The organism is Cellvibrio sp. GW822-FHT04B05, from assembly GCF_058800985.1.
In genome coordinates this window covers 589,804-611,585 of the sequence record NZ_JBXAMU010000003.1, presented here as the reverse complement: position 1 = coordinate 611,585, position 21,782 = coordinate 589,804, and the positions used below count along the sequence as shown (strand labels likewise).

Sequence of the window (21,782 nt, the reverse complement as noted above, 5' to 3'; positions counted from 1 at the left end):
TAGAGCCTCAAGGACTGCACCGATAAAGGATTTGTATGCTGCGCTTTACTACTCTGCTCGCCGCCCGAACGCTCGATCATCTATTACCTGCGCCCTGCCTGATCTGCGGCTTGGCAAACGCCGATTACCAACTGCTCTGCCCCACGTGCGATGTAGCACTGCCACGCCTGAGCCGGGAGCCACATTTATGTCGCTGCTGCTCACTGCCATTGGCCTGCGATGCTCCACTGTGCGGCAAATGCCTGCATAAACCGCCCGCGTTTAGCCAATCGAGCATTGCCTTTAGTTATGCACATCCGCTCGACTTTTTAATCCAGCAATTCAAATACCGTCGCCAGTTGAGCAGCGGCAAGTTGCTTGCGCGGCTCTTAGCCAACACCTGTCGCACAGCAGAGCGACCTGACTTCCTCGTACCCGTTCCCATTCACTGGCGCAAACGCTGGCAGCGTGGTTTTAACCAGAGCGACCTGATCGCTAGCTGGCTGGGCAAAAACCTCGGCATTCCGGTGTTGTCTGCCTGCAGCCAAGCTCGCTATCACCATTCACAAAAAGGTTTGGGGCGCACCGAACGGTTAAAAAATCTGCGCCAGTCATTCAGAATCAGGGCACATATGCAATCGCGGCTTGCTAATGCCCATATCGCCCTGATTGATGATGTGGTCACCACCACCGCGACCGCCCGCACCTTGAGTGAACTATTGCTTAAAAACGGCGCCAAAAGAGTGGATATTTGGGCCTTGGCCCGTACACCGGATCATTAAAACCTACCCGGATTGATGTGCAATCCAATGTGGGCTGCGCATTACTCAACATTCGGCGCAAGTGATACAAATCTTTTTACCTCCGCCGGAAAATAGTCGCTAATATCCTTCTACGATCAAGCCTTATGATCAACCGTTTACCTCTACCATTAATAGCCGCAGGATTTTCATGAGATTTCCCTACCGTCTGCTGACCGGCGCTATCGCCTTGGCCGCCAGCCTGAGCTTGCCAGCCTTGGCACAAATAACCCCGACCCCACCATTGCCCTCTTCTGCCGCACAGCAGCTCTATGCCTCTGCGCAGCAGGATCTCCTGCAATTGCGTGTGCTGCTGAAAAATGGCAACAGCCAATCGTCGGTGGGATCGGGATTTTTAATCGGCAACTCCAATCTGGTGGTGACCAACTTCCATGTGATTTCGCAGATTGCGCTGGAGTCGGAAACCTATTTTGGTGAATACAAAGATACACAAGGCAAAAGCGGCTCCATCGAATTGCTCGCCGTTGATGTACTGCACGATTTGGCGGTAGTGCGTGTAGCCCGCACTGGCACCGGCTTTTTTAAAGTGCCTCATATGCCATCTCAAGTGCCGCACACATCCGCCAGCGACGGGCAGCCGGCACTGGTAAAATTGAATCAAGGCCAGCATTTGTATTCGCTTGGTAATCCGCTCGATTTGGGCTTCACCATTTCCGAGGGCACTTATAACGGCATCAGCGCACGTGGTTTTTCCGATCAACTGATGTTTACCGGCGCGGTGAATGCCGGCATGAGCGGCGGCCCGAACGTAACCGCTGATGGCCAAGTGGCAGGTGTGAATGTCGCGCATCGGCTCGATGGCGAATTGGTGAGCTTTTTAGTGCCGGTGCGCTATGTACAGGCGCTGCTCGCACGCGTTACCCCGGACATGACGCCACCCACCGATTTCAAACCCATCATCGGCGAGCAATTGCTGGAGCACCAATCGGTGATGGTAGATAAATTATTGGAGCAGCCGTTCAGCATTAAAGACCTCGGCCCCTATCGCGTTCCCGTGCGCGAATCGGATCAAGTGCGCTGCTGGGGCAATACCGATAGCTCGGTGAAAAAAGCCTATACCATTGCCAGCATTAATTGCTCAATGGAGTCAGCGATTTTTGTCTCCGGCGAATTGCAAACCGGCCATGTCAGCATGCATCACAAATATGCGCACAATAAAAAACTCAACGCGATGCAATTCTCCAAGCTCGCTACTAACATGTTTAACAGTCAGGTATACAGCACCGCCAAAAGCGAAACGATTACTCCCGCCTACTGTACCGAGGATTTTATTGCGCACAATAATATTTCCTTACGCGCACTCGTCTGCGCCGAGGCTTATCACAAATTTAAAGGACTCTACGATTTCACCTTGATCACCGCGAGCACAGATGACAGCCAAATGAGCTTGCAAAGCATGATTAATATGCGAGGTGTTTCATACAGCAACGGAATGAAACTCGTTAACCAATTTTTGCAGGGGATAGATCGCGCCGCGAAAAAAACCAGTGAAATAAATGGCGAGGCCCACTCATTACCTGATAATGACGATGAAGAAAAACCACCTATCACACCGAAAGAAAGCACCAAACAAAACAACAGCGAAAAAATGGAGGCCGCACAATGAGCCACTCCATTTTTGTTGAACAGTTGACACCTGATGGCGAAGTTATTCATCGCTCCAAGATCACCCATCTGCCCATTTCAATTGGGCGTGCCTATGACAACGATATTATTCTGGATGATCCGCATACGGCAGCGCATCACGCGCAAATTGAATTGAGCCAATTAGATGAGTTGGTCATTTCAGATTTAGGCAGTTACAACGGCATCACCCACGCTAATACCCGCGACAATTTCTTTGTGGTCGATGGCGATAAAATTTATCGCCTTGGTCACACCCGCCTGCGCATTCGCACGGCGGATTATAAAGTTGCCGCCGAAGTCACCGATTACACTAACCATCGCTGGGAAGGTTTGCTGCCTGCGATTACCGGTTTAGTGTTGCTATTAATCACCGGTTTGTTAAGCACATGGGTGGCAGATTTAAATCAGGGTACGCTGAGTAAATATTTGCTGGAGCTGGTGAGTGTGCTGGGCTTTGCTATCGGCTGGAGCGGAATCTGGGCGCTGTTCAGCCGATTGTTTAATGGCCACGCGCGTTTTGGTCGCCATTTATTTATCGCCAGCGCCGGGCTTACTTTTATGGAATTGTGGGAACGCCTGAGCGGTGTGATTGCCTACGCCTTCAGCTGGGAATTCCTGGTGAACTTCACCACCGCGCCGGTGATTGTGATCTGCGCCATTGTGTTGTATTTCCATATGCAAACCGCAGGCAATAAACGCCCCGGTCGCTTAAAGATATATTTAGTCGCGTTGGCGATTTTGGGTTCTGCCGTTACCATGACCAAAAAGTACCAGGCCACTAATCATTTAGCTGATGAACTCTATATGGGTAATATTTATCCACCTGCAGTACGCATCAGCCGCGATCACACACTGGAAGAATTTATGGAGGATATGCAATCCCTCCAGAAAAAAGTCGATGAAGCGCGCAAAGAAAATCCGGATAAAGAGGATGGCGAAAAAGTGGTAAAAAAATTACCCAAACCTGAATCAAAACCAGAACAGGAGCCGAAATCAAAACCGGAGTCGGAACCAGAGCAAACCAATTAACCTCGACGTGATTAATTGGTTTGATAATACAGAGAAACAAAACCGAAGGAGCAAATGCATGTTCAAAAAAAACAGTTTGAAATTAGCCTTGGGCTTGATCAGTGGTCTGGCACTTAGCGGTGCCGTCACTGCGGCGGACTTTCAATTATCCAGCCCTACCATTAAACCCGGGGCAACCTTGGGTATCGATCAGGTATTTAATGGTTTTGGCTGTACCGGCAAAAATATTTCGCCCGAATTGGTGTGGAGCAATGCTCCCGACGGTACTAAAAGTTTTGCGCTGACGGTGTATGATCCGGATGCACCGACCGGCTCCGGCTGGTGGCATTGGGTGGTTTACAATTTGCCCGCCAACAGCACTACATTAACAGCGGGCGCAGGCACTACTGATGGCAAAAAACTGCCTGCTGGCAGCTTGCAAGGCCGAACTGATTTTGGTGTACCCGGTTTTGGCGGCGCCTGCCCGCCAGTGGGCGACAAACCGCATCGCTACATTTTTACCCTGCACGCGCTCAAGACCGACAAAATCGACGTACCGGCAGATGCGACTGCCGCGCTGATTGGCTATATGATCAACGCCAATCGCCTCGATAAAGCCAGCTTTACCGCTTACTACGGGCGCTAATCGCCACGAATGCGCGGGCATTTCCATCGCCCGCGCCGATTCGTTGGACAGTGTCCGCCCACGCGCCTAGAATGGCGCCCTTTTTCCGACCCACCCTCCTGTGCAGGTAAACCAATGGGCAATAAAACCGCTCTCTATACCATCCATCAAGCCATGGGCGGTAAACTCGTGGACTTTGGCGGCTGGGACATGCCGCTTCACTATGGCTCGCAAATCGAAGAGCACCATAAAGTGCGCCAGTCGGCGGGGATGTTTGATGTATCCCATATGACCGTGGTGGATGTGACTGGCAACGATGCCAAAGCCTACCTGCAATACCTGCTCGCTAACGATGTAGCCAAGCTGGATTTATTGCACGGCAAAGCCCTCTACAGCGGCATGCTCAACCATGAAGGTGGTGTGATTGACGACTTGATCGTCTATAACTTGGGCGACTGGTATCGCGTAGTGGTCAATTGCAGCACGCGCGAAAAAGACCTCGCCTGGATGAATCAGGTTGCGGAAAAATTTTCGGTAGTTATCACCGAGCGCCCCGAGTTGGCGATGATCGCCGTGCAAGGTCCTGAGGCGATCCGTATAGTTTCATCACTGGTTAGTACCGAGCAGGCGGCCGTGATCGCCAGCCTGGCAATCTTTCAAGGTCTCCCAGCGGGTGACTTATTCATCGGCCGTACCGGCTATACCGGTGAAGACGGTGTAGAAATTATGCTGCCCAGCGAGAACGCGCCTGGATTATGGCAAGCACTGGCTGAAGCAGGCATCGCTCCTTGCGGTTTGGGTGCGCGCGACACCTTGCGCCTGGAAGCGGGAATGAACCTTTACGGCCATGAAATGGACGAAGGTGTATCGCCACTGGCAGCCAATATGGGCTGGACTATTGCATGGCAACCTGCTGAGCGTGACTTTATCGGTCGCGCCGTTTTGGAAGCACAAAAAGCGGCAGCATCGACCCAAAAGCTGGTGGGATTGGTATTGCGCGAGCGCGGTGTGCTACGCGCGGAGCAAATTGTGAGCATCAAGGGCAGCGATGAAAAAGGCGTAATCACCAGCGGGACATTTTCTCCCAGCTTGGGCTATTCTATTGCTTTAGCGCGCGTACCCCGCAGTATTGGCAGCCACTGCCAGGTGGAAATGCGCGGCAAGCAAGTGACGGTCGAAGTAGTAGCGCCTAATTTTGTACGTAACGGCAAAGCTGTTATCTGAATCTCAATAGTAAATCGTTAAAAATTCTCACAGGAACCATCATAGGAACAACACCATGAGCGATATTCGCAAAGAACTGAAATATTTGAGCAGCCACGAGTGGGCGCGTGTTGAAGAAGATGGCACAGTCACCATCGGTATTACTGACCATGCACAAGACGCACTGGGCGATGTTGTTTTCGTAGAGACGCCGGAAGTTGGCACCCGCGTTGCGCTTGGCGAAGAAGCCGGGGTGGTGGAATCTGTTAAAGCAGCCTCTGATATCTATTCACTGGTTTCCGGTGAAGTTGTCGCAGTAAACGAAGCACTGCAAGATGCACCGGAAACGGTAAACAGCTCACCTTACGATGACGGCTGGTTTTTCCGCGTTCAACCTGATGATTTATCGGAGCTTGAAGAAGCACTCGATGCAGCCGAGTACCGCGAGTTGCTGGAAAGCGACGAATAATTTTTATCGTTCATTTCCATAAAACAAATAATAAAAAACGCGGCTAATGCCGCGTTTTTTATTATCTGATTTTTTCCAGTTTGCTTACATCGCCGAGCGAATTTCGTTTTGGATTGTTTTTATATCGCGCGGCCAAGGGCCGGCATCGCGCTGGACAGCTGGCAAATTTGCAATTGCCTGCCGGGCTTGCGCAGAACTCGCGTAACGCCCAGTAATCACCACAAACCAATCTTTGCCCTGGCGCTTGCTTTTGAATACCAACAAATCTTTTTTATTGGCCTGCGCTGCAACAAAATCACGTGCGGCTTTCTCGTTGCTAACACCCAATAATTGAATCGTAAATTCATTCGGCTTCCACGTCAGGATATTACGCTCCTGCACACTGCCACTCGCTATCGTTGCCACCTGCGGTTTTACGACTGGTTTAACTGCTTCTGGTTTGGGCCCGGCTTTTACTTCTGAAGCCTGTGATTGCGCACTCGGTTGCGGTGCTGAATTCGCTTGCGGTTGTGCTACAGGATCAGATGCTGCCACCGGAGCTTGCTCCACTTTCTGCGGCTGCGCAGTTGGCAATTGCGCTAAAGGGACTACTTTTTCTTTCGGGAAATCATCGCTCACTGCAACTGCCGCTGAGGTTGCAGCTGCTTGTACAGGCTGCTCTCCCTGTGAAGCAGATTGGGCTTGTTGATTCGGCTGTACCGGCTGGGGCAATGATTGCAGTAAAGGCCGCACTGGCGTCTGCGTCGAGGTCAACTCTGGATTGCTTTCTGATGTGGCCGCTGGTGGCTGTGCAGATGATGCAACTGCCGGTTGTGATGCAGCGAGCTGCGGCACCAACGCAGGAACAGATGTAGAAGTCGCCAACGACTGGCTACCTGGCTCAGCAGTTTCATCATCACCCATATACAAAAAGACAACGCCAACCACTGCAATCAACATAGAAATTGCAACTATATGCACAACCGGCAGGGGACGCTTATGTGACCGTGCAGCGGGGGTTACTGATTCGAGTAAACGCTCTTGGGCCAATTCATGCAATACACTTAATTGCCCGCGCGTCTGACGCCACCAAGGTTCAACCATCGACTCGGTAAAAATTTCAGGCCCGAGATAATCCGCCATTTCCATGCGGAAATTTAAATAATCAACAGTTTCCAACAAACCGAAGGGCTGCAGTTGGAAATCATTGATCAATAAATTTTCCGGACTTAAGCGATCCAGTCGCGGCATCAATTGCGGCTCGGCAAATAACGCGAGGTGCAGGCGATTTTGTTGCGGAAAATTATTTAACAACGAGGTAATAACTGAAATCGATTGATCATCTAACAGTTGCGCATTATCCAGCACCACAACCGCGAGACCATCATCTTCCGTCACAGCCTCTTCTGCGATAAAAGCTTCCAGGCTTGCCAATAAATTTTCGGTCGAAGGCTCGCCGTTGGTGTCGATGCCGAACGATTGAATGACCGACAATAAAATTTGCTCAAGGCTCTGGCCGGAACTCAAACTCAGAAAACAAATTTGGTCCTGATCAGAAAGCGAATCCATAAACGCGTGCGCGATACGCGTTTTACCGACGCCGTACTCACCCAGCACGGTAATAACACTGTTGCTGAATTGGCAGAGATGCAGCAATTGGTCGAGCAGTTGTCGGCGGCCTGCACCGGTGAATAATGGAAAAGAATAATCATGCGCGAAAGGATCTTCCGACAAGCCGTAACGCTGGCGATAATCTGCTAACAACTGGTCTTCGACCTGATCATCATCCGGCCCATCAAACAAATAGCCTTGTTGTGAATCGCCGTGATCGAGCAGGCGGCTGTCCGGCTCGGCACGCAACGGTGGCTCTCTCGTCATGATGTAACTCTCTTGTATCCTGTTTTGTTAATTCGCTTTACACGCATCGAAAGTGCTTTGCAGCATTTGCGCATCGATATCGCTGGTAATAATGGCTTTGCCCATCGACTCAAGTAACACCAGGCGCAGGCGACCGTCCAACACTTTCTTATCGACACCCATTAATTCCATAAATTGCGCAGGAGTCATATCGGCGGGCGCTTTTACCGGCAAATTTGCGCGTTGCAACAAATGAATTGTGCGCGCCAATTCTTGCTCACTAATGGCACCACGACGCCAGGACAAATCTGCTGCCATCACCATACCGGCTGCAACAGCTTCACCATGCAACCAGTTGCCATATCCTTGCGCAGTTTCGATCGCATGGCCAAAGGTATGACCTAAATTCAAGATGGCACGCAAGCCGCCTTCACGCTCATCTTTGGCAACCACATCTGCCTTATTTTCACAGGAGCGTTTTACCGCATAGGCAAGCGTTTCCAAATCACCCGCTAGCAGCGCATCCATATTATTTTCCAACCAGACAAAGAAAGCGTAATCAGAAATTAATCCATATTTAATAATTTCGGCAATACCGGCGGATAACTCACGTGGAGGTAAAGTCGTCAACAAAGACGTATCAGCAACTACACACAACGGCTGATAAAAAGCGCCAATCATATTTTTGCCGAGCGGATGGTTAACACCTGTTTTACCACCGACAGATGAATCCACCATCGACAATAAGGTTGTCGGAATCTGGATAAAATCAACGCCACGCTGGTAACACGCAGCAGTAAAACCTGTCATATCACCCACTACCCCACCACCCAACGCAATCAAAGTCGTGGTGCGGTTATGTCGGGCGCCAAGCAATTTATCAAAAATACTGCCCCATACTTCCAGGGTTTTGTAGCTCTCACCATCAGGCAGTATTACGCTATCTACCTGATACTTGCCGAGCACATTGCGCAGCTTATCAAGATACAAAGGCGCCACAGTTTCATTGGTAACCACACATACTTGTCGCCCGCGAATGTGCTGCCCAAGTAGTTCTGGTTGCGACAATAATTGTTCACCGATATAAATTGGGTAGCTGCGGTCATCCAGATTAACGGTTAAAACCTGCATAAAATGAGCCTTTTACGAAGACATACAAAATCAGCCGCACTTTATCACAAAGCATGGGCTGATATCAGCGATAGGGGAAGAGTTCGGAATACAACGCGGTTTGTTAATACAAGATGGTAAAAAAACAAAAGTATCTGAGCCTAAGCACCCTGAACTAGCGAAGCAATCTCTTGAGCCACAGCTTTAGGTGAGCGACGATCAGTATTCACAACAAAATCGGCAGCATCCTGATATAGAGGATCGCGCAGGGCAAGCAGATCAATGATTTTTTGGCGCGGATTTTCTACTTGCAACAACGGGCGCTTTTTATCGCGGGCAGTACGCTCAACCAACTGGTCAATAGACGCCGTAAGATAACAGACAAAGCCTGAAGCCTGCATCAACTCGCGATTTTGCTGACGCAATACAATACCGCCGCCAGTGGCAATAACCGCATCGCGTTCATTCGTCAGTTCCAACAATACTGCTGTCTCACGCTCACGAAAGCCCTCTTCTCCTTCCATATCGAAAATCCAGGGAATATCAGCCCCGGTACGCTCTTCAATGACACGATCACTATCGCGAAAACTGAGGTTTAATTCAGCAGCCAACAAGCGGCCTATTGTGGATTTGCCGGCCCCCATGGGGCCGACAAGAAAGACGTTGGTTTTACGCATTAGTTTGAAAGAGTATCCGACATCAACTTGGGAGTAACAAAAATCAACAATTCAGTTTTGAATTGACTATCAATCGTTTTCTTAAACAAACGACCAAGATAAGGTATATCACCCAATACAGGAACCTTGGTTTCGCCTTTAGTACCTTCAAGCGAGAACACCCCACCCAGCACCACAGTTTGGCCATTATTAACCAGTACTTTTGTTTCCAGGCGTGTGATATCTACTGTAGGTACTCCAGATACAGTTACCTGACCAATAGAGTCTTTCCAAACAATCAAATCCATAATAATGCGATTATCTGGCGTGATTTGCGGAGTAACCTCCAATTTCAAAACAGCCTCACGGAAACCTGTCGTTGTTCCACCGCTAGGTGCAGTTTCCTGATAGCCAATCTCCTTACCTGATTTAATAATTGCCAATTGTTTATCACTGGTAATTACTTTTGGTTGCGAAACAATCTCGGCATAACCGGATGTCTCCAAAGCACTCAACTCCAAATCAAGGTACGTATTGTCTGTGAGAACACCAATCGCCGCCGTGGCAGCATTAGTATTGTTAACCGCAAAATCTATCGCATTGTTTTCAGTGATATTAAGCGACTTACCGCCATTAGGTCCTTGATTAAACCATGAATAAGGACTTGTTCCATCATTATCATCCAATCCCTCCTGGGAACCAGCAAAATCAATGATTCGGTTATTGTTTGCATTAAAACCGGCGCCGCCCCAACGAACACCCAGCTCCCGTTCGAAATCAGTGTTGGCAATAACAATCCTCGCTTCAATCATAACTTGACGAATGGGAATATCGATCTGATCTACCAATCGTTTAAATGCTTCAATACGCTCAGCGGTATCGGTAATAATAATAGAGTTGGTGCGCTCATCTACAACACCTTGACCACGCTCGGAAAGCACACTACCAGTAGCCCGGCTTCCACCCTGACCACCACCACCGCCGCTACCACCTTGACTCTCACCACGGAACAATTCAAACATTTCTTTGGCATTGGCATAGCGCACACGAATGTATTCTGTTCTTAAGGGGGCAAGTTCTTCGAGCTGCTTCTTGGTTGTAATTTCCTGACGCTCACGCTCAGCAATCTCGGCGGCCGGCGCCACCATTAAAACATTACCTACCTGGCGTTTATCCAATCCTTTATTTTTGAGCACCATCTCTAATGCCTGATCCCACGGTACGTTTTGTAACCGCAATGTGATACGTCCCTGGACGGTATCACTGGCAACCAAATTTAACTCGGTAAAGTCTGCAATAATTTGCAATACAGCGCGAACTTCAATGTCCTGGAAGTCCAGTGACAACTTCTCGCCGGTGTATTCAAAATCTTTTTTCTTTTCCTGCTTTTCCTGTTCAGTAAGCGGCTTAATACTCAACACATACTCATTATCGGTTTGATAAGCGAGGTAATCAAAATCACCACCTGCACTTACATTTAATACTGAACTCTCACCCTCTTGGGTAGCACTAACTAAAGAAACTGGCGTAGCAAAATCAACCACATCCAAACGACGACGCAACTCAGGCGGCAACCATGCATCCTTAAAGGACAATTTCACACCGGCACCAGTGCCTACCATATCTGCACTCACCTTAGGGCTGGACAAAGTCACGATGACACGCCCCTCCCCCGCAGCACCACGACGAAAATCAATATTGGTGATTTTCGTTTGATTACCAATAGCATCACTAAAAGAAGTTTTTGTAGCAACTTCAACAGCAGGACGTGCGGTTTGGCGGCTATCCGAGCCTTTTGCAGCACCAACCTCAACAATAAAACTATTACCATCCGTGCGAGTAGTATAAGAAGCGAGATCATTAAGATTTAAAATAAGACGGGTGCGTCCTTCGCTGGTCAACACCATTGCACTTTGACCATTATCAACTGCCAAGGGGAAGCGGCGTTCTTTCAGCCCACTCACCACCTCGGGAAAATCCAGCACAATTCGCGCTGGTTTTTCTATCGTGTATCCCTTAGGTACAGGCGGCTGCGTATCAAAAGCCATACGCACTTCAAAACGCTCACCCGGCAACTGGAAAAAATTTATTTCTTTTAGTGTGCTGGCTAAAGCCAATGGCGACAAAACAACACCAATCAATGCCACAACAAATTTACGCATATTCAACCCCGGAGTGAATAGAGCACGCATGTCCGCTTATTCCTTCTCTTCTAATTTAATAATTCTGGGACGTTCAACCCAGCCATTGGAACCATCGCCCACAATTTCCATCACTTCAATTTGTGATGAACTGGTAGATATAATTTTTCCGTGGTTCATCCCCAAGTAATTGCCAACAGTTGCAGGCACTACGCTATTTGCACCATCGTCGATAAGCGCCCAAAGTTGACCGCCTTTACTGATAGTGCCAACCATTTTGAGTGAAGTGATATTGAAACCTTCAAGAAACTCTTTCTCTCTGGTCAAATCCGGTGCTACAGCTCGTCCACCTTTTGCAGCAGACTCGTCTATTGGGATAGGCTTTTCAAATGGGCTGCGCAAAGTCATGGCACTATAAGTAAATGGCTGATACGGACTAAACGTCGGCAAAGGCTCAATTTGCCCTTTTGGCCTACGCTTGGTTTCCTCCATAAAATTGACCAGATCCTGCTGCGATGACTGCCCGCAACCAACAAGCGCCAACATACAGAACAATTGAACGATTAACAGTGACCGCTTCATTTTGCTGCAGACTCCTGTGACTTGTAGCGATAGGTCTTCGCTAATATCTTCATGCTTAACGTTTTACTTCCTTTTGAGGTAGTAATAGCAAAGTCATGCAGGGTAACAATACGTGGCATACCCGCCACACCACTGACAAACCCTCCCATATCGTGATAACCGCCTTCCGCAGAAATATTAATTGGCACCTCAATGTAATACTCTGCAACAACATCTGGCTGAAAATTAATATTGATGTTAGTAAGGCCACTTTCACTACCACGGGTACCGATATCTTCGAGCAATCCGGGCACTTCGGTTTTAGCAGGCAAGCGCGATAACAACGAATCAAAAGTAACTTTCATCTCTTCCATCTGCGCTTTATATGCATCTAAATTTGCCGCTTCAAAACTACGCTTTTCGAAGGTACCACGCAGCGCCTGTTCCTGGGATGCAACTGACTCCAATTCAAGATTCAAATCGCTGATTTTCAGATAATAGGTCCCTGCAAAAATCACTATGATGAGCAGAAGACAAACAAACACTTTAGCCGGCCATGGCCAAACGCCAATTTTTTCAAAGTCGATATTATTAACATCGAATTCTTTGAGCTGCTCCAAGGTATCTTGTAATGACATTTATTTTGCTCCTCCTGCGGATTTCGCTGGATCAGCAGTTGGATCGACTGGCGCGGAGGTTTCAACGGTCATCTTGAATTTGCTCGCATCTTCTCCCTCTTCAGGAGCTGCATCCACAGAAATTAAATTATGTGAAGCATACCAATCAGAAGCTTCAAGATTACGCAAGAAACTGGCAATACGATTATAGGATTCAGCTACACCTTCAATGGTTACGATATTGCCTTTACGCTCGGCAGAACTAATCCAAACACCATCGGGAATAGCCCTTGCCAGCTCATCGAAATATCGGACAATAACAGGGCGAGTTCCTTCCAAATCAGTGATGACTTTGATTCGAGCCAGTAAATCATCACGCACCTTTTTGATTTCACTGATTTCTTTTACTTGTGCATCAAGTTTGGCAATTTCCTGATTCAACATTTGATTGCGCGCATTTTGATTTTCGATTGCAGACTGCACACTGGACACCCACAAATATGCTCCAAAAGCAGCGACAATACCGACCCCAAAAATGACACCGAGGAACTCGCGCTTTTTCTCTTCACGATAGGCCTGACGCCAAGGTAGTAAGTTAATCTTGGCCATTAATCAAAACTCCTCATCGCCAAACCGGTAACGATCATCAACGCGGGCGCATCATTGGCAAGCGACACCGCATTAACTCTTGATGAGACCGACATACGCGCAAAGGGATTTGCAACTACCGTCTGGGTGCCCAACTTTTCTTCTATCAGACCGACCAATCCTTCCAATGAGGCAACACCGCCAGCGAGAATGATGTAGTCAACATCGTTGTATTGGCTGGCGGAAAAGAAAAACTGGAGTGAACGGGTAACCTGTTGCACAACGGCATCTTTAAAAGGAGTAAGCACTTCCATCTCATAATCATCAGGCAAACCACCTTGCTTCTTGGCAAGACCTGCCTCTTCACGCGACAGACCGTAACGACGCTGAATTTCCTCAGTCAGTTGACGCCCACCGAACAACTGCTCTCGGGTATAAACTGTTTTACCATCTACCAAAACGCTGAGAGTGGTCATAGTCGCACCGATATCAATAATCGCTACCACTTGGCCTTCCTGATCCTCCAGTTGCTCGGCGATCAACTCAAAAGCACGCTCCATACAATAAGCTTCAATGTCGACTTTTTCGGCGATCAAATCTGAATCAGCCAGCACTTGCTGGCGAACTTCTACATTCTCGCGCCGACATGCGGCCAATAACACCTCAACCTGATCGGGATTACGAGGAGAAATACCTTGCACTTCAAAGTCGAGTGCAACCTCTTCAAGCGGGAAGGGAATATATTGATCCGCTTCTGCAGCAATCTGGCTTTCCATGGCGTCATCATTCAAGTCGATTGGCATATCGATCATTTTGGTGATCACCGCCGACCCGGCAACCGCGACTGCGGCGTGCTTGAGCTTGGTTTTTGATTGCTTGACCATTGACCTGACCACCTCTGCCACAGCAGCGGGATCGGCAATATTTTTTTCCACCACCGCATTAGGCGGCAGGGCTTTTACGGTATAGGACTCAACGCGGTAGCGATCGCCACTGCGACTAAGCTCAAGCAATTTTACCGATGTGGAGCTGATATCCAGCCCGACAACCGGCTTTGCCTTCTTTTCCAGGAAACTTAAAATGCCCATTTTTCTATCTATATCCGTAACTTAGACGTTGTTTATGTTATAGCACTTTAACTTAAGCCTGCAACAAACCGATGAATATGTAAACAGGCAAAAAGCCCGTATAATGCCCGCCACCTGCGGCTACCGCGCTAACTCATTAATTCACATAGAAAAAATGTTCAGTAAAAAATCCTTCTTCGGCATTATTTTCTGGCTGTTACTGGCTGGTTTCAGCGTTACCCTGGTGACATTCGCCGGGCTCTATCTTTATTTAAGCCCTAAATTGCCATCCGTTAATTCATTGAGGGAAGTTAAATTACAGACCCCTTTAAGGGTTTATTCAAGCGACGGCAAACTGATTGGTGAATTTGGAGAACAGCGTCGCACTCCGCTGACCTATAACCAGATACCGCCTCTTTATATAAAAGCACTCCTCTCCGCCGAAGATGCAGAGTTCTTCGAGCATCATGGAGTTTCTCTAAAAGGCATGTTGCGCGCCGCATCACAAATTCTAAAGTCTGGCGCCATCCAATCGGGCGGAAGTACTATTACTCAACAGTTGGCGCGTGATTTCTTTCTCACTCGCCAACAAATCTTCTCACGCAAGTTTAACGAAATCCTCTTATCCCTTGAAATTGAAAGAAAATTTACCAAGGAGGAAATCCTTGAACTGTTCAACAATAAAATGTTCTTTGGTAACCGTGCCTATGGCCTGCAAGCGGCTGCGCAGATCTACTATGGCAAAGATATCCACCAGCTCAGTGTCGCCCAATACGCCATGATCGTCGGTGTACTGAAAGCACCTTCTGCCTACAATCCACTCGCCAACCTCAAGCGGGCAATGATTCGCCGCAACTGGATTATTGGCCGCATGTACGAATTGCGGCATATTGATCAAGCGACTTACGAAGCCGCGATCAATGAACCCAACACCGCCAGCTATCACGGCACCACACTGGATGTTCAAGCGCCTTATATTTCCGAAATGGCACGCCAGGAAGTGTTGGATCGCTTCGGTGAAAAAGCCTATACCGATGGTTACAAGGTATATACCAGCGTCGATAGCGCCATGCAGGCAACAGCACAGGCAGCGGTTCTCAAGGGATTACTGGGTTACGACCAGCGCCACGGTTATCGCGGCCCGGAACTGCGCCTTAAACCATCCGGTGATACCGAGTTACTCGATTGGCAAGACCAGTTGCAGGACATCAAACCTTTGGGTGGCCAGGAGCCGGCAGCAGTGGTTGATGTAGAGGAGAAGTCGTTGCGCCTACTGATGAGCAATGGCGAATTTGTCGAGTTAGGCTGGGAACAAGGGCTATCCAATGTCCGTCCCTATATTACCGAGGACAGTCGCGGTGCGGTTTACAAGACAGTTACCGAGTTCTTGAAACCCGGCGATGTGGTGCGCATCACCAAAGATAATGACGACCAATGGCATTTTAGCCAAGTGCCGGCAATCCAGGCTGCACTGGTATCGCTCGACCCGCTTGACGGTGCCATTCGCTCACTCGTCGGTGGCCTCGATTTCAATCAAAGCCATTACAACCGTGCGATACAAGGTGCGCGCCAGCCAGGCTCCAGCTTCAAACCGCTGATTTATACCGCCGCACTGGAGAATGGTTTTACCCCCGCTTCGATCATTAATGACGCCCCCATCGTGATTGAAAACACCAGCACTGGCGTAGCCTGGCGTCCGGAAAATGACGACGGCAAATTTACCGGCCCCATGCGTATGCGTCAGGCGCTCTACCGCTCGCGCAATCTGGTATCAATCCGCCTGCTGCGCAGTATCGGTATGCAAACCGCACTCGATAGCCTCGCGCGCTTCGGCTTTAATCCGAAAGAATTTCCGCGCGACCTGACGCTGGCGTTGGGCACCCACGCGCTCACCCCCATCCAGATGGCGACCGCTTATGCCAGTTTTGCCAACGGCGGATTCAAAGTTGATCCTTATCTGGTCACGCGGATTGAAGATGGTACCGGTAAGGTTGTGTACGAAGCACATCCAAAGCGGGTGTGCAAAGAGTGCGATAACCAACAGGTTCGCTATGCCGAAGATGGCACCCTATTACCATCCACTCCCAGCATGGATAGCAGCCAGCGGGCGCCGCGGATTATCGACGCCCGCATCGCCTATTTAATTGATTCAATGCTGCGCGATGTCGTCGACAAAGGCACCGGCCGGCTGGCCAAACAACTCGGGCGCAGTGATATCGCCGGCAAAACCGGTACTACCAATGGCCCGCGCGATAGCTGGTTTTCCGGCTACAACCCCAATATCGCCGCCAGCGTATGGGTAGGCTTCGACCAAAACACGCTCTTGGGACGCAAAGAATTCGGCAGTTCGGCAGCATTGCCTATGTGGATCGACTTTATGCGCATTGCGCTGGAAGGCGTGCCCGATCAGCTATCGCGCCAACCGGAAGGAATAGTGACCGTACGGATTAATGCCGATACAGGCAAACCCGCCATGCCAGGGGATCCCAATGCGATCTTCGAAGTGTTTTTAAGGGAAGACACCGGACGCACGTCAGCCGCCGGTAATGAAACAACTGAGCAGGCAACCCTGCCGGAAGAACTTTTCTAAACCACTTATAGTGCGATTATCCTCATGGATGAGGGGGATCGCAGCTGCAATAACAGCGGCTTAAATTGCTGCGACCCGGTTGGGTTTGACTGAGCCTTTGAAGTTGATCGAGCCTTCAATTTTTGCGAGCTGATCCAGCCACGCAACTCTATCTCCCTGCCCTTTAGGGTCTGCCAATCGGATTGTTGGTAGGAAAATGCCGACCAATCTTTTTTAGCGACTCGCGCTACCAGTTTGCCCTCAAACTCCAACCATATCGCCGAATTGATGCTCACCTTGGCAATACGACCACGCACCTGCCGGAAGCCAACTTCATCACCGCGCATCGATTTGGTCGGTAGCGGCTGCCAATAACTATCGCGCCACATACCGAGTGATTTTTTACGCGCATCCCGCTCAACCTCCAGCAAGCATTGCGCCTGGGCCGTATTGGGCGGCACTGCAATTTGCAATGCCATGCCAGCGCGTAACTGCGCTACCGCTAAACTGCGCCCGCGACTGTCATACACATGGGCCAGTAAACGACCATAGTGGTCCTTAATTTCCCGCTCAAATCCGAGCCGCACCTTTCCGTTAGTTGCATCGATAAACGCCTGAGCCGACGCGCGCGATTCACGCCCGAGCGGCTGGCCGGATTTTTTCCCGTGGATAATCTCCGGTGCATTGATGCCAAGTACCCGTACCGAGCGGCCATCCTGCAACTTCAGGGTATCGCCGTCCGATACGCGGGCGACTTGAATACTCGCGCTTGAGGGGATGCCGCATTCAGCAACTGCCGTAAGAGGAATTAACAAGCATAAAAAAACGCCGGGAATTTTCATTCCCGGCGTTTTTACTAGCGATGCCAGCAGGGCGCGAAACAAGAAATTAGTCTTTCTTGGCACCGGCGATACGGCTGCCGAAACGCTTGGTGAAGCGATCGATACGGCCACCGGTATCAACAATTTTTTGCTTGCCGGTATAGAACGGATGGCAGGCGCCGCATACGTCAACGTGCAGGGGTTTGCCCATGGTTGAACGAGTAGCGAAGTTGTTGCCGCAGCTGCAAGTTACTGCGATCTCAACGTAATTTGGATGAATATCTGCTTTCATGATAAATGCCTTGTGTGAGCTGCGCCGCCACCTGATCATTTGCCAGGCACCGCACATAGGTTTAAAAACGGCTGTTTTTGGGAGCGGCGATACTACCAGAAAACCGCAGGTGCGCAACTGAAAAGCGCCATTTCGAGCAAAAAATCATCAGCCCTATGGCAATATTATGCGAAGGCGAGAGCGATTGCGTTATGCTGCCCGCCTCGTTTGATTATTGCCGACCCCATGACCCACACCTTATCGACCGATCTCCTGCTGCTTGAAGTCGCACTGCCAGTACCTCTGCGTCGCTGCTTCGACTATTTACCACCTATCAATGTGTCGCCAGGTGATTTGCAACCCGGCATATTGGTGCGCGTACCTTTCGGGCACCGGGAATTAATCGGCGTGTTGGTGAAAGTGAAAGCAGAGCTGACGCAGGACCCGGGCAAATTGCGCGCGGCGCTGGAGATTATCGACTCGCACCCGGCATTGGATAGCGAATTGCTCGACCTTTGCCTCTGGGCCGCGGATTACTATCAATGTGCACCCGGTGAAGCCTTGCAAGCGGCGCTACCCGCGCTGTTGCGTCAAGGGGAGCCGGCACAATTGCGCGGCGAACCTATGTTCCGACTCACCACTGAGGGCAAGGGTTTGCCTGAAGGCGCACTAAAACGCTCACCCAAACAGGCCGCGTTACTCGCTGCGCTGCAAAACCGCCACCAGCTCAGCCGTAACGATCTCGACCTGCTCGACATCCCGCGTACCATCGCCAAAAGTTTGATCGACAAAGGGCTGGCCACGCTTGTGGAAGTCGCCCCCAGCACTACAGCAATGCCATCGCAAATATTGCGCGAACAGCCGCTGACCTTGAGCGATGAACAGCAGGCGGCATTTGCGCAGATCGACTATCACCATTTCAAAACCTACTTGCTCGATGGCGCCACCGGCAGCGGTAAGACGGAAATCTACCTGCAAGCTATAGAGCAAACCCTCAAACAAGGTAAGCAGGCGCTGGTACTCGTGCCGGAGATCGGCCTCACCCCGCAAACCCTGCAACGTTTCCAACGCCGCTTTGCCCTGCCGATAGTCGCTTTGCATTCCGGGCTGAATGACCGCGAACGGTTGGATGCCTGGCTGCAAGCACGCGACGGTATAGCGCGCATTATTATCGGTACCCGTTCGGCGCTGTTTACGCCGTTAAAAGAACCGGGCATTTTGATTATCGATGAGGAGCACGACGGCTCCTTTAAACAGCAGGACGGATTTCGCTATTCGGCGCGCGATCTCGCCGCCGTGCGCGCCCATCGCCTCGGGATTCCACTGATCCTCGGTTCGGCAACACCGTCACTGGAAACCCTGCACAATGCGCTGCAGGGTCGCTATCACTATTTGCGTTTGAAGGCGCGCGCAGGCAATGCCAAACCGCCGGAAATCCAATTGCTGGATATTCGCGGCGAAATCCTGCACGAAGGTTTTGCGCAAGCCAGTATCGACGCCATTGGCGATACCTTGGGCAAAGGCAATCAGGTGCTGGTTTTCCTCAATCGCCGCGGCTACGCGCCCACGCTGGAATGCCACGATTGCGGCTGGCTGGCCAACTGCAATCACTGCGATGCACGCATGACCGTGCATCAGACCCCACGCCACTTGCACTGTCATCACTGCGATCACCAACGCGGCATCCCCAAGCGCTGCCCGAGCTGCAACAGCAGCAGAATCCAGCCAATCGGCCAAGGCACCGAGCGCAGTGAAATTGTGCTGCAACAATTATTTCCCGCGCACAACGTCATCCGCGTGGATCGCGATTCCACGCGCAATAAAAATGCGATGCAAAAGTTATTGGTCGATGTGCATTCCGGCGAGCCCTGCATTCTCGTGGGGACGCAGATGCTTGCCAAAGGCCACCATTTTGCCGATGTCACACTAGTGGTGATTATCGATGCCGACGCCGGTTTATTCAGCACTGATTTTCGCGGCGCAGAACGCATGGGGCAGTTATTACTGCAAGTGGCCGGTCGCGCCGGCCGCGAAGAAAAAAACGGCCGCGTGATTTTGCAGAGCCACCACACCGATCACCCGCTGGTGCAAACATTGGTACAGCAGGGTTATCACGCCCTCGCCGATCTAATTCTGCACGAACGCCATATCACCCAATTGCCGCCCTATCGCCACTTGGCGCTCATTCGCGCGGAGAGCAAACAGGCTATCGCAGCGGTGGACTTCCTGCAGGTTGCGCGCCAAATAGCCGAGCAATTACAGCCGTCGCAGCCACACGTTAATTATCTCGGGCCCTTGCCGGCGATGATGGAAAAACGCGGCGATCGCTTTCGCTACCAATTGCAAATCAACAGTGCGCAGCGCAAACCACTGCAACAGTTGCTCAGCCAACTAGCACTGCAACTGGAAGCATCACCCCTCGCCAAACGTGTGCGCTGGTCGATTGATGTTGATCCGCAGGAGATGGGTTAGCAATAAAGAAATGAGTCATGTTTAAGTGACACAAAGAACAGACCAAGGCGCAAATTGCAGGCTTAGTGACTCACCCGCGCAATCCCTTTACAATCGCGCCCTTGATTCACACCAGACACACCGATTCCATGAGCAAAGATTTCGCCAAAAAAAGCCGTGCCCCCGCACGCCGCACCTCGTCCGGTAACAGTTCAACACCAGCCTGGCTCTGGTTTATCGCCGGTTTAGTACTGGGTGCCTTTGCGGCCAGCGTTTACTTCATTAAGAATCCGGTAACGGTGGAAGCGCCGAAAGAGAAGCCGAAAGCCAAAGTCACTGAAAACAAAACCCCGAAACCGCGTTTTGATTTCTATAAATTGCTGCAGGAAAGCGAAACCATAGTCCCCGCCAGCGAGACGATGGAAGAGCAAAAACCTGCGCAGGAACAAACCACCGAATACATCTTGCAAGTAGGTTCATTCCCGAGCGAATACGATGCCGATAAATTGCGTGCCCAATTAATTTTGCTCAATCTGGATGCCCATATCGAAAAAGTGGAAATCCGTAAAAGTGAAATCTGGCATCGCGTAGTAGTAGGCCCGTTTGCAACGCAAGCGGCATTGACAACAGCGCGCTCACAATTGGTCAATAACCAGTACAACGCATTAGTCCTCAAACGTGCCAAAACCAAACCTTAGCTAAAAACGCGCTTACTCGCACCACGATTGCTTCACGATAAAGAGCGCCTTGAAAAAGGCGCACCTGCCCCCCACTTTGTGACTTCCACAACGTAAATTTATAGGAAGTCCAGTGACTACAATTCTCTCTGTTCGCCGCGATGGGCAAGTGGTTATCGGTGGCGACGGCCAGGTTTCCCTTGGTAATACGGTGATGAAAGGCAATGCGCGCAAAGTGCGCCGCCTTTATAAAAATCAGGTTATTGCCGGATTTGCCGGCGGCACCGCCGACGCATTCACGCTCTTCGAACGCTTTGAAGCCAAACTCGAAGCACACAACGGCCAACTGACCCGCGCCGCCGTGGAACTCGCCAAAGATTGGCGCAGCGACCGCAGCCTGCGGCGGTTGGAAGCATTGCTTGCTGTGGCCGATAAAGATGCCTCGCTGATCATCACCGGCAACGGCGACGTTATTCAACCGGAAGACGATCTGATCGCGATAGGTTCCGGTGGAAACTACGCCCAGGCAGCCGCCCGCGCGCTGCTGGAAAATACCCAATTGGATGCGCGCACTATCGTTGAAAAAGGCCTGAAAATCGCCGGTGATATTTGCGTCTTCACTAACCATACCCACACCATCGAAGTGCTCGACTATTGATCAGTTTCCGTTTGGAAATTAATTAAGG

20 protein-coding genes are annotated in these 21,782 nt (G+C 50.3%); 10 read left to right on the top strand and 10 right to left on the bottom strand.

Features of this window, described 5'->3' with window-relative positions; translation table 11 throughout:
• Nucleotides 1-35 precede the first annotated feature (35 nt).
• From AC1RJL_RS12510 to gcvH, 6 genes are all read left to right on the top strand, one after another.
• Complete coding sequence (locus AC1RJL_RS12510) at nt 36-761, top strand: ComFC family protein (protein ID WP_492914451.1); 726 nt, start codon at nt 36-38, stop codon at nt 759-761.
• A 169-nt stretch (nt 762-930) separates the two neighbouring features.
• Nucleotides 931-2,406: a S1 family peptidase gene (locus AC1RJL_RS12505; RefSeq protein ID WP_492914449.1), complete on the top strand. Its 1,476-nt coding sequence runs from the start codon at nt 931-933 to the stop codon at nt 2,404-2,406.
• Nucleotides 2,403-3,455, top strand: a complete 1,053-nt coding sequence (locus tag AC1RJL_RS12500) for an FHA domain-containing protein (RefSeq protein ID WP_492914447.1) — start codon at nt 2,403-2,405, stop codon at nt 3,453-3,455. Before AC1RJL_RS12505 ends, AC1RJL_RS12500 begins: the two co-directional genes overlap by 4 nt.
• Nucleotides 3,456-3,513: 58 nt before the next feature.
• The gene (locus AC1RJL_RS12495; protein WP_492914445.1) at nt 3,514-4,080 is read left to right on the top strand and encodes a YbhB/YbcL family Raf kinase inhibitor-like protein; all 567 of its coding nucleotides are present in this window, start codon (nt 3,514-3,516) and stop codon (nt 4,078-4,080) included.
• A 114-nt stretch (nt 4,081-4,194) separates the two neighbouring features.
• Nucleotides 4,195-5,283, top strand: a complete 1,089-nt coding sequence (gene gcvT, locus AC1RJL_RS12490) for a glycine cleavage system aminomethyltransferase GcvT (protein ID WP_492914443.1) — start codon at nt 4,195-4,197, stop codon at nt 5,281-5,283.
• 55 nt (nt 5,284-5,338) lie between these two features.
• On the top strand, nt 5,339-5,731 hold the full coding sequence (gene gcvH, locus AC1RJL_RS12485; RefSeq protein WP_492914441.1) for a glycine cleavage system protein GcvH: 393 nt from the start codon (nt 5,339-5,341) through the stop codon (nt 5,729-5,731).
• Between the two features lie 84 nt (nt 5,732-5,815).
• On the opposite strand, the gene AC1RJL_RS12480 is transcribed toward gcvH, so the two are convergent.
• The 8 genes from AC1RJL_RS12480 to AC1RJL_RS12445 all read right to left on the bottom strand — a co-directional run bounded on the left by AC1RJL_RS12480 (nt 5,816) and on the right by AC1RJL_RS12445 (nt 14,328).
• Complete coding sequence (locus AC1RJL_RS12480) at nt 5,816-7,588, bottom strand: AAA family ATPase (protein ID WP_492914439.1); 1,773 nt, start codon at nt 7,586-7,588, stop codon at nt 5,816-5,818.
• 27 nt (nt 7,589-7,615) lie between these two features.
• Nucleotides 7,616-8,698, bottom strand: coding sequence for a 3-dehydroquinate synthase (aroB, locus tag AC1RJL_RS12475; protein ID WP_492914437.1), 1,083 nt, complete (start codon nt 8,696-8,698; stop codon nt 7,616-7,618).
• A gap of 140 nt (nt 8,699-8,838) precedes the next feature.
• Nucleotides 8,839-9,354 (bottom strand): shikimate kinase AroK, encoded by a 516-nt coding sequence (gene aroK / locus AC1RJL_RS12470; RefSeq protein WP_492914435.1) that lies wholly within the window; start codon nt 9,352-9,354, stop codon nt 8,839-8,841.
• Nucleotides 9,354-11,525 (bottom strand): type IV pilus secretin PilQ, encoded by a 2,172-nt coding sequence (locus AC1RJL_RS12465; protein ID WP_492914433.1) that lies wholly within the window; start codon nt 11,523-11,525, stop codon nt 9,354-9,356. Before AC1RJL_RS12465 ends, aroK begins: the two co-directional genes overlap by 1 nt.
• A 6-nt stretch (nt 11,526-11,531) precedes the next feature.
• Complete coding sequence (locus AC1RJL_RS12460; protein ID WP_492914431.1) at nt 11,532-12,056, bottom strand: pilus assembly protein PilP; 525 nt, start codon at nt 12,054-12,056, stop codon at nt 11,532-11,534.
• The gene (locus tag AC1RJL_RS12455) at nt 12,053-12,673 is read right to left on the bottom strand and encodes a type IV pilus inner membrane component PilO (protein WP_492914429.1); all 621 of its coding nucleotides are present in this window, start codon (nt 12,671-12,673) and stop codon (nt 12,053-12,055) included. The genes AC1RJL_RS12460 and AC1RJL_RS12455 overlap by 4 nt, the downstream gene beginning before the upstream one ends.
• On the bottom strand, nt 12,674-13,261 hold the full coding sequence (locus AC1RJL_RS12450) for a PilN domain-containing protein (RefSeq protein WP_492914428.1): 588 nt from the start codon (nt 13,259-13,261) through the stop codon (nt 12,674-12,676).
• Nucleotides 13,261-14,328: a pilus assembly protein PilM gene (locus AC1RJL_RS12445; protein WP_492914426.1), complete on the bottom strand. Its 1,068-nt coding sequence runs from the start codon at nt 14,326-14,328 to the stop codon at nt 13,261-13,263. The genes AC1RJL_RS12450 and AC1RJL_RS12445 overlap by 1 nt, the downstream gene beginning before the upstream one ends.
• 103 nt (nt 14,329-14,431) lie before the next feature.
• Here AC1RJL_RS12445 and AC1RJL_RS12440 point away from each other — a divergent pair, with 103 nt between their 5' ends.
• Nucleotides 14,432-16,897: a penicillin-binding protein 1A gene (locus AC1RJL_RS12440; protein ID WP_492914424.1), complete on the top strand. Its 2,466-nt coding sequence runs from the start codon at nt 14,432-14,434 to the stop codon at nt 16,895-16,897.
• Nucleotides 16,898-16,902: 5 nt separating this feature from the next.
• Here AC1RJL_RS12440 and AC1RJL_RS12435 read toward each other — a convergent pair whose 3' ends face one another.
• On the bottom strand, nt 16,903-17,760 hold the full coding sequence (locus AC1RJL_RS12435; protein ID WP_492914422.1) for a thermonuclease family protein: 858 nt from the start codon (nt 17,758-17,760) through the stop codon (nt 16,903-16,905).
• Between the two features lie 4 nt (nt 17,761-17,764).
• Complete coding sequence (gene rpmE, locus AC1RJL_RS12430; protein ID WP_492914420.1) at nt 17,765-17,989, bottom strand: 50S ribosomal protein L31; 225 nt, start codon at nt 17,987-17,989, stop codon at nt 17,765-17,767.
• A 225-nt stretch (nt 17,990-18,214) separates the two neighbouring features.
• On the opposite strand from rpmE, the gene AC1RJL_RS12425 reads away from it, so the two are divergent.
• The 3 genes from AC1RJL_RS12425 to hslV all read left to right on the top strand — a co-directional run bounded on the left by AC1RJL_RS12425 (nt 18,215) and on the right by hslV (nt 21,754).
• Entirely contained in the window at nt 18,215-20,440 is a 2,226-nt protein-coding gene (locus AC1RJL_RS12425; protein WP_492914418.1) for a primosomal protein N', read from the top strand.
• A gap of 128 nt (nt 20,441-20,568) precedes the next feature.
• Nucleotides 20,569-21,117 (top strand): SPOR domain-containing protein, encoded by a 549-nt coding sequence (locus tag AC1RJL_RS12420; protein WP_492914417.1) that lies wholly within the window; start codon nt 20,569-20,571, stop codon nt 21,115-21,117.
• Between the two features lie 112 nt (nt 21,118-21,229).
• On the top strand, nt 21,230-21,754 hold the full coding sequence (hslV, locus tag AC1RJL_RS12415; protein WP_492914415.1) for an ATP-dependent protease subunit HslV: 525 nt from the start codon (nt 21,230-21,232) through the stop codon (nt 21,752-21,754).
• The last annotated feature ends 28 nt before the right edge of the window (nt 21,755-21,782 follow it).

What these genes read in the sequence shown, in the direction of transcription:
- AC1RJL_RS12510 (WP_492914451.1), top strand. Translation starts at nt 36, where the DNA reads ATGCTGCGCTTTACTACTCTGCTCGCCGCCCGAACGCTCGATCATCTA.
- AC1RJL_RS12505 (WP_492914449.1), top strand. Translation starts at nt 931, where the DNA reads ATGAGATTTCCCTACCGTCTGCTGACCGGCGCTATCGCCTTGGCCGCC.
- AC1RJL_RS12500 (WP_492914447.1), top strand. Translation starts at nt 2,403, where the DNA reads ATGAGCCACTCCATTTTTGTTGAACAGTTGACACCTGATGGCGAAGTT.
- AC1RJL_RS12495 (WP_492914445.1), top strand. Translation starts at nt 3,514, where the DNA reads ATGTTCAAAAAAAACAGTTTGAAATTAGCCTTGGGCTTGATCAGTGGT.
- gcvT (WP_492914443.1), top strand. Translation starts at nt 4,195, where the DNA reads ATGGGCAATAAAACCGCTCTCTATACCATCCATCAAGCCATGGGCGGT.
- gcvH (WP_492914441.1), top strand. Translation starts at nt 5,339, where the DNA reads ATGAGCGATATTCGCAAAGAACTGAAATATTTGAGCAGCCACGAGTGG.
- AC1RJL_RS12480 (WP_492914439.1), bottom strand. Translation starts at nt 7,588, where the DNA reads ATGACGAGAGAGCCACCGTTGCGTGCCGAGCCGGACAGCCGCCTGCTC.
- aroB (WP_492914437.1), bottom strand. Translation starts at nt 8,698, where the DNA reads ATGCAGGTTTTAACCGTTAATCTGGATGACCGCAGCTACCCAATTTAT.
- aroK (WP_492914435.1), bottom strand. Translation starts at nt 9,354, where the DNA reads ATGCGTAAAACCAACGTCTTTCTTGTCGGCCCCATGGGGGCCGGCAAA.
- AC1RJL_RS12465 (WP_492914433.1), bottom strand. Translation starts at nt 11,525, where the DNA reads ATGCGTGCTCTATTCACTCCGGGGTTGAATATGCGTAAATTTGTTGTG.
- AC1RJL_RS12460 (WP_492914431.1), bottom strand. Translation starts at nt 12,056, where the DNA reads ATGAAGCGGTCACTGTTAATCGTTCAATTGTTCTGTATGTTGGCGCTT.
- AC1RJL_RS12455 (WP_492914429.1), bottom strand. Translation starts at nt 12,673, where the DNA reads ATGTCATTACAAGATACCTTGGAGCAGCTCAAAGAATTCGATGTTAAT.
- AC1RJL_RS12450 (WP_492914428.1), bottom strand. Translation starts at nt 13,261, where the DNA reads ATGGCCAAGATTAACTTACTACCTTGGCGTCAGGCCTATCGTGAAGAG.
- AC1RJL_RS12445 (WP_492914426.1), bottom strand. Translation starts at nt 14,328, where the DNA reads ATGGGCATTTTAAGTTTCCTGGAAAAGAAGGCAAAGCCGGTTGTCGGG.
- AC1RJL_RS12440 (WP_492914424.1), top strand. Translation starts at nt 14,432, where the DNA reads ATGCCCGCCACCTGCGGCTACCGCGCTAACTCATTAATTCACATAGAA.
- rpmE (WP_492914420.1), bottom strand. Translation starts at nt 17,989, where the DNA reads ATGAAAGCAGATATTCATCCAAATTACGTTGAGATCGCAGTAACTTGC.
- AC1RJL_RS12425 (WP_492914418.1), top strand. Translation starts at nt 18,215, where the DNA reads ATGACCCACACCTTATCGACCGATCTCCTGCTGCTTGAAGTCGCACTG.
- AC1RJL_RS12420 (WP_492914417.1), top strand. Translation starts at nt 20,569, where the DNA reads ATGAGCAAAGATTTCGCCAAAAAAAGCCGTGCCCCCGCACGCCGCACC.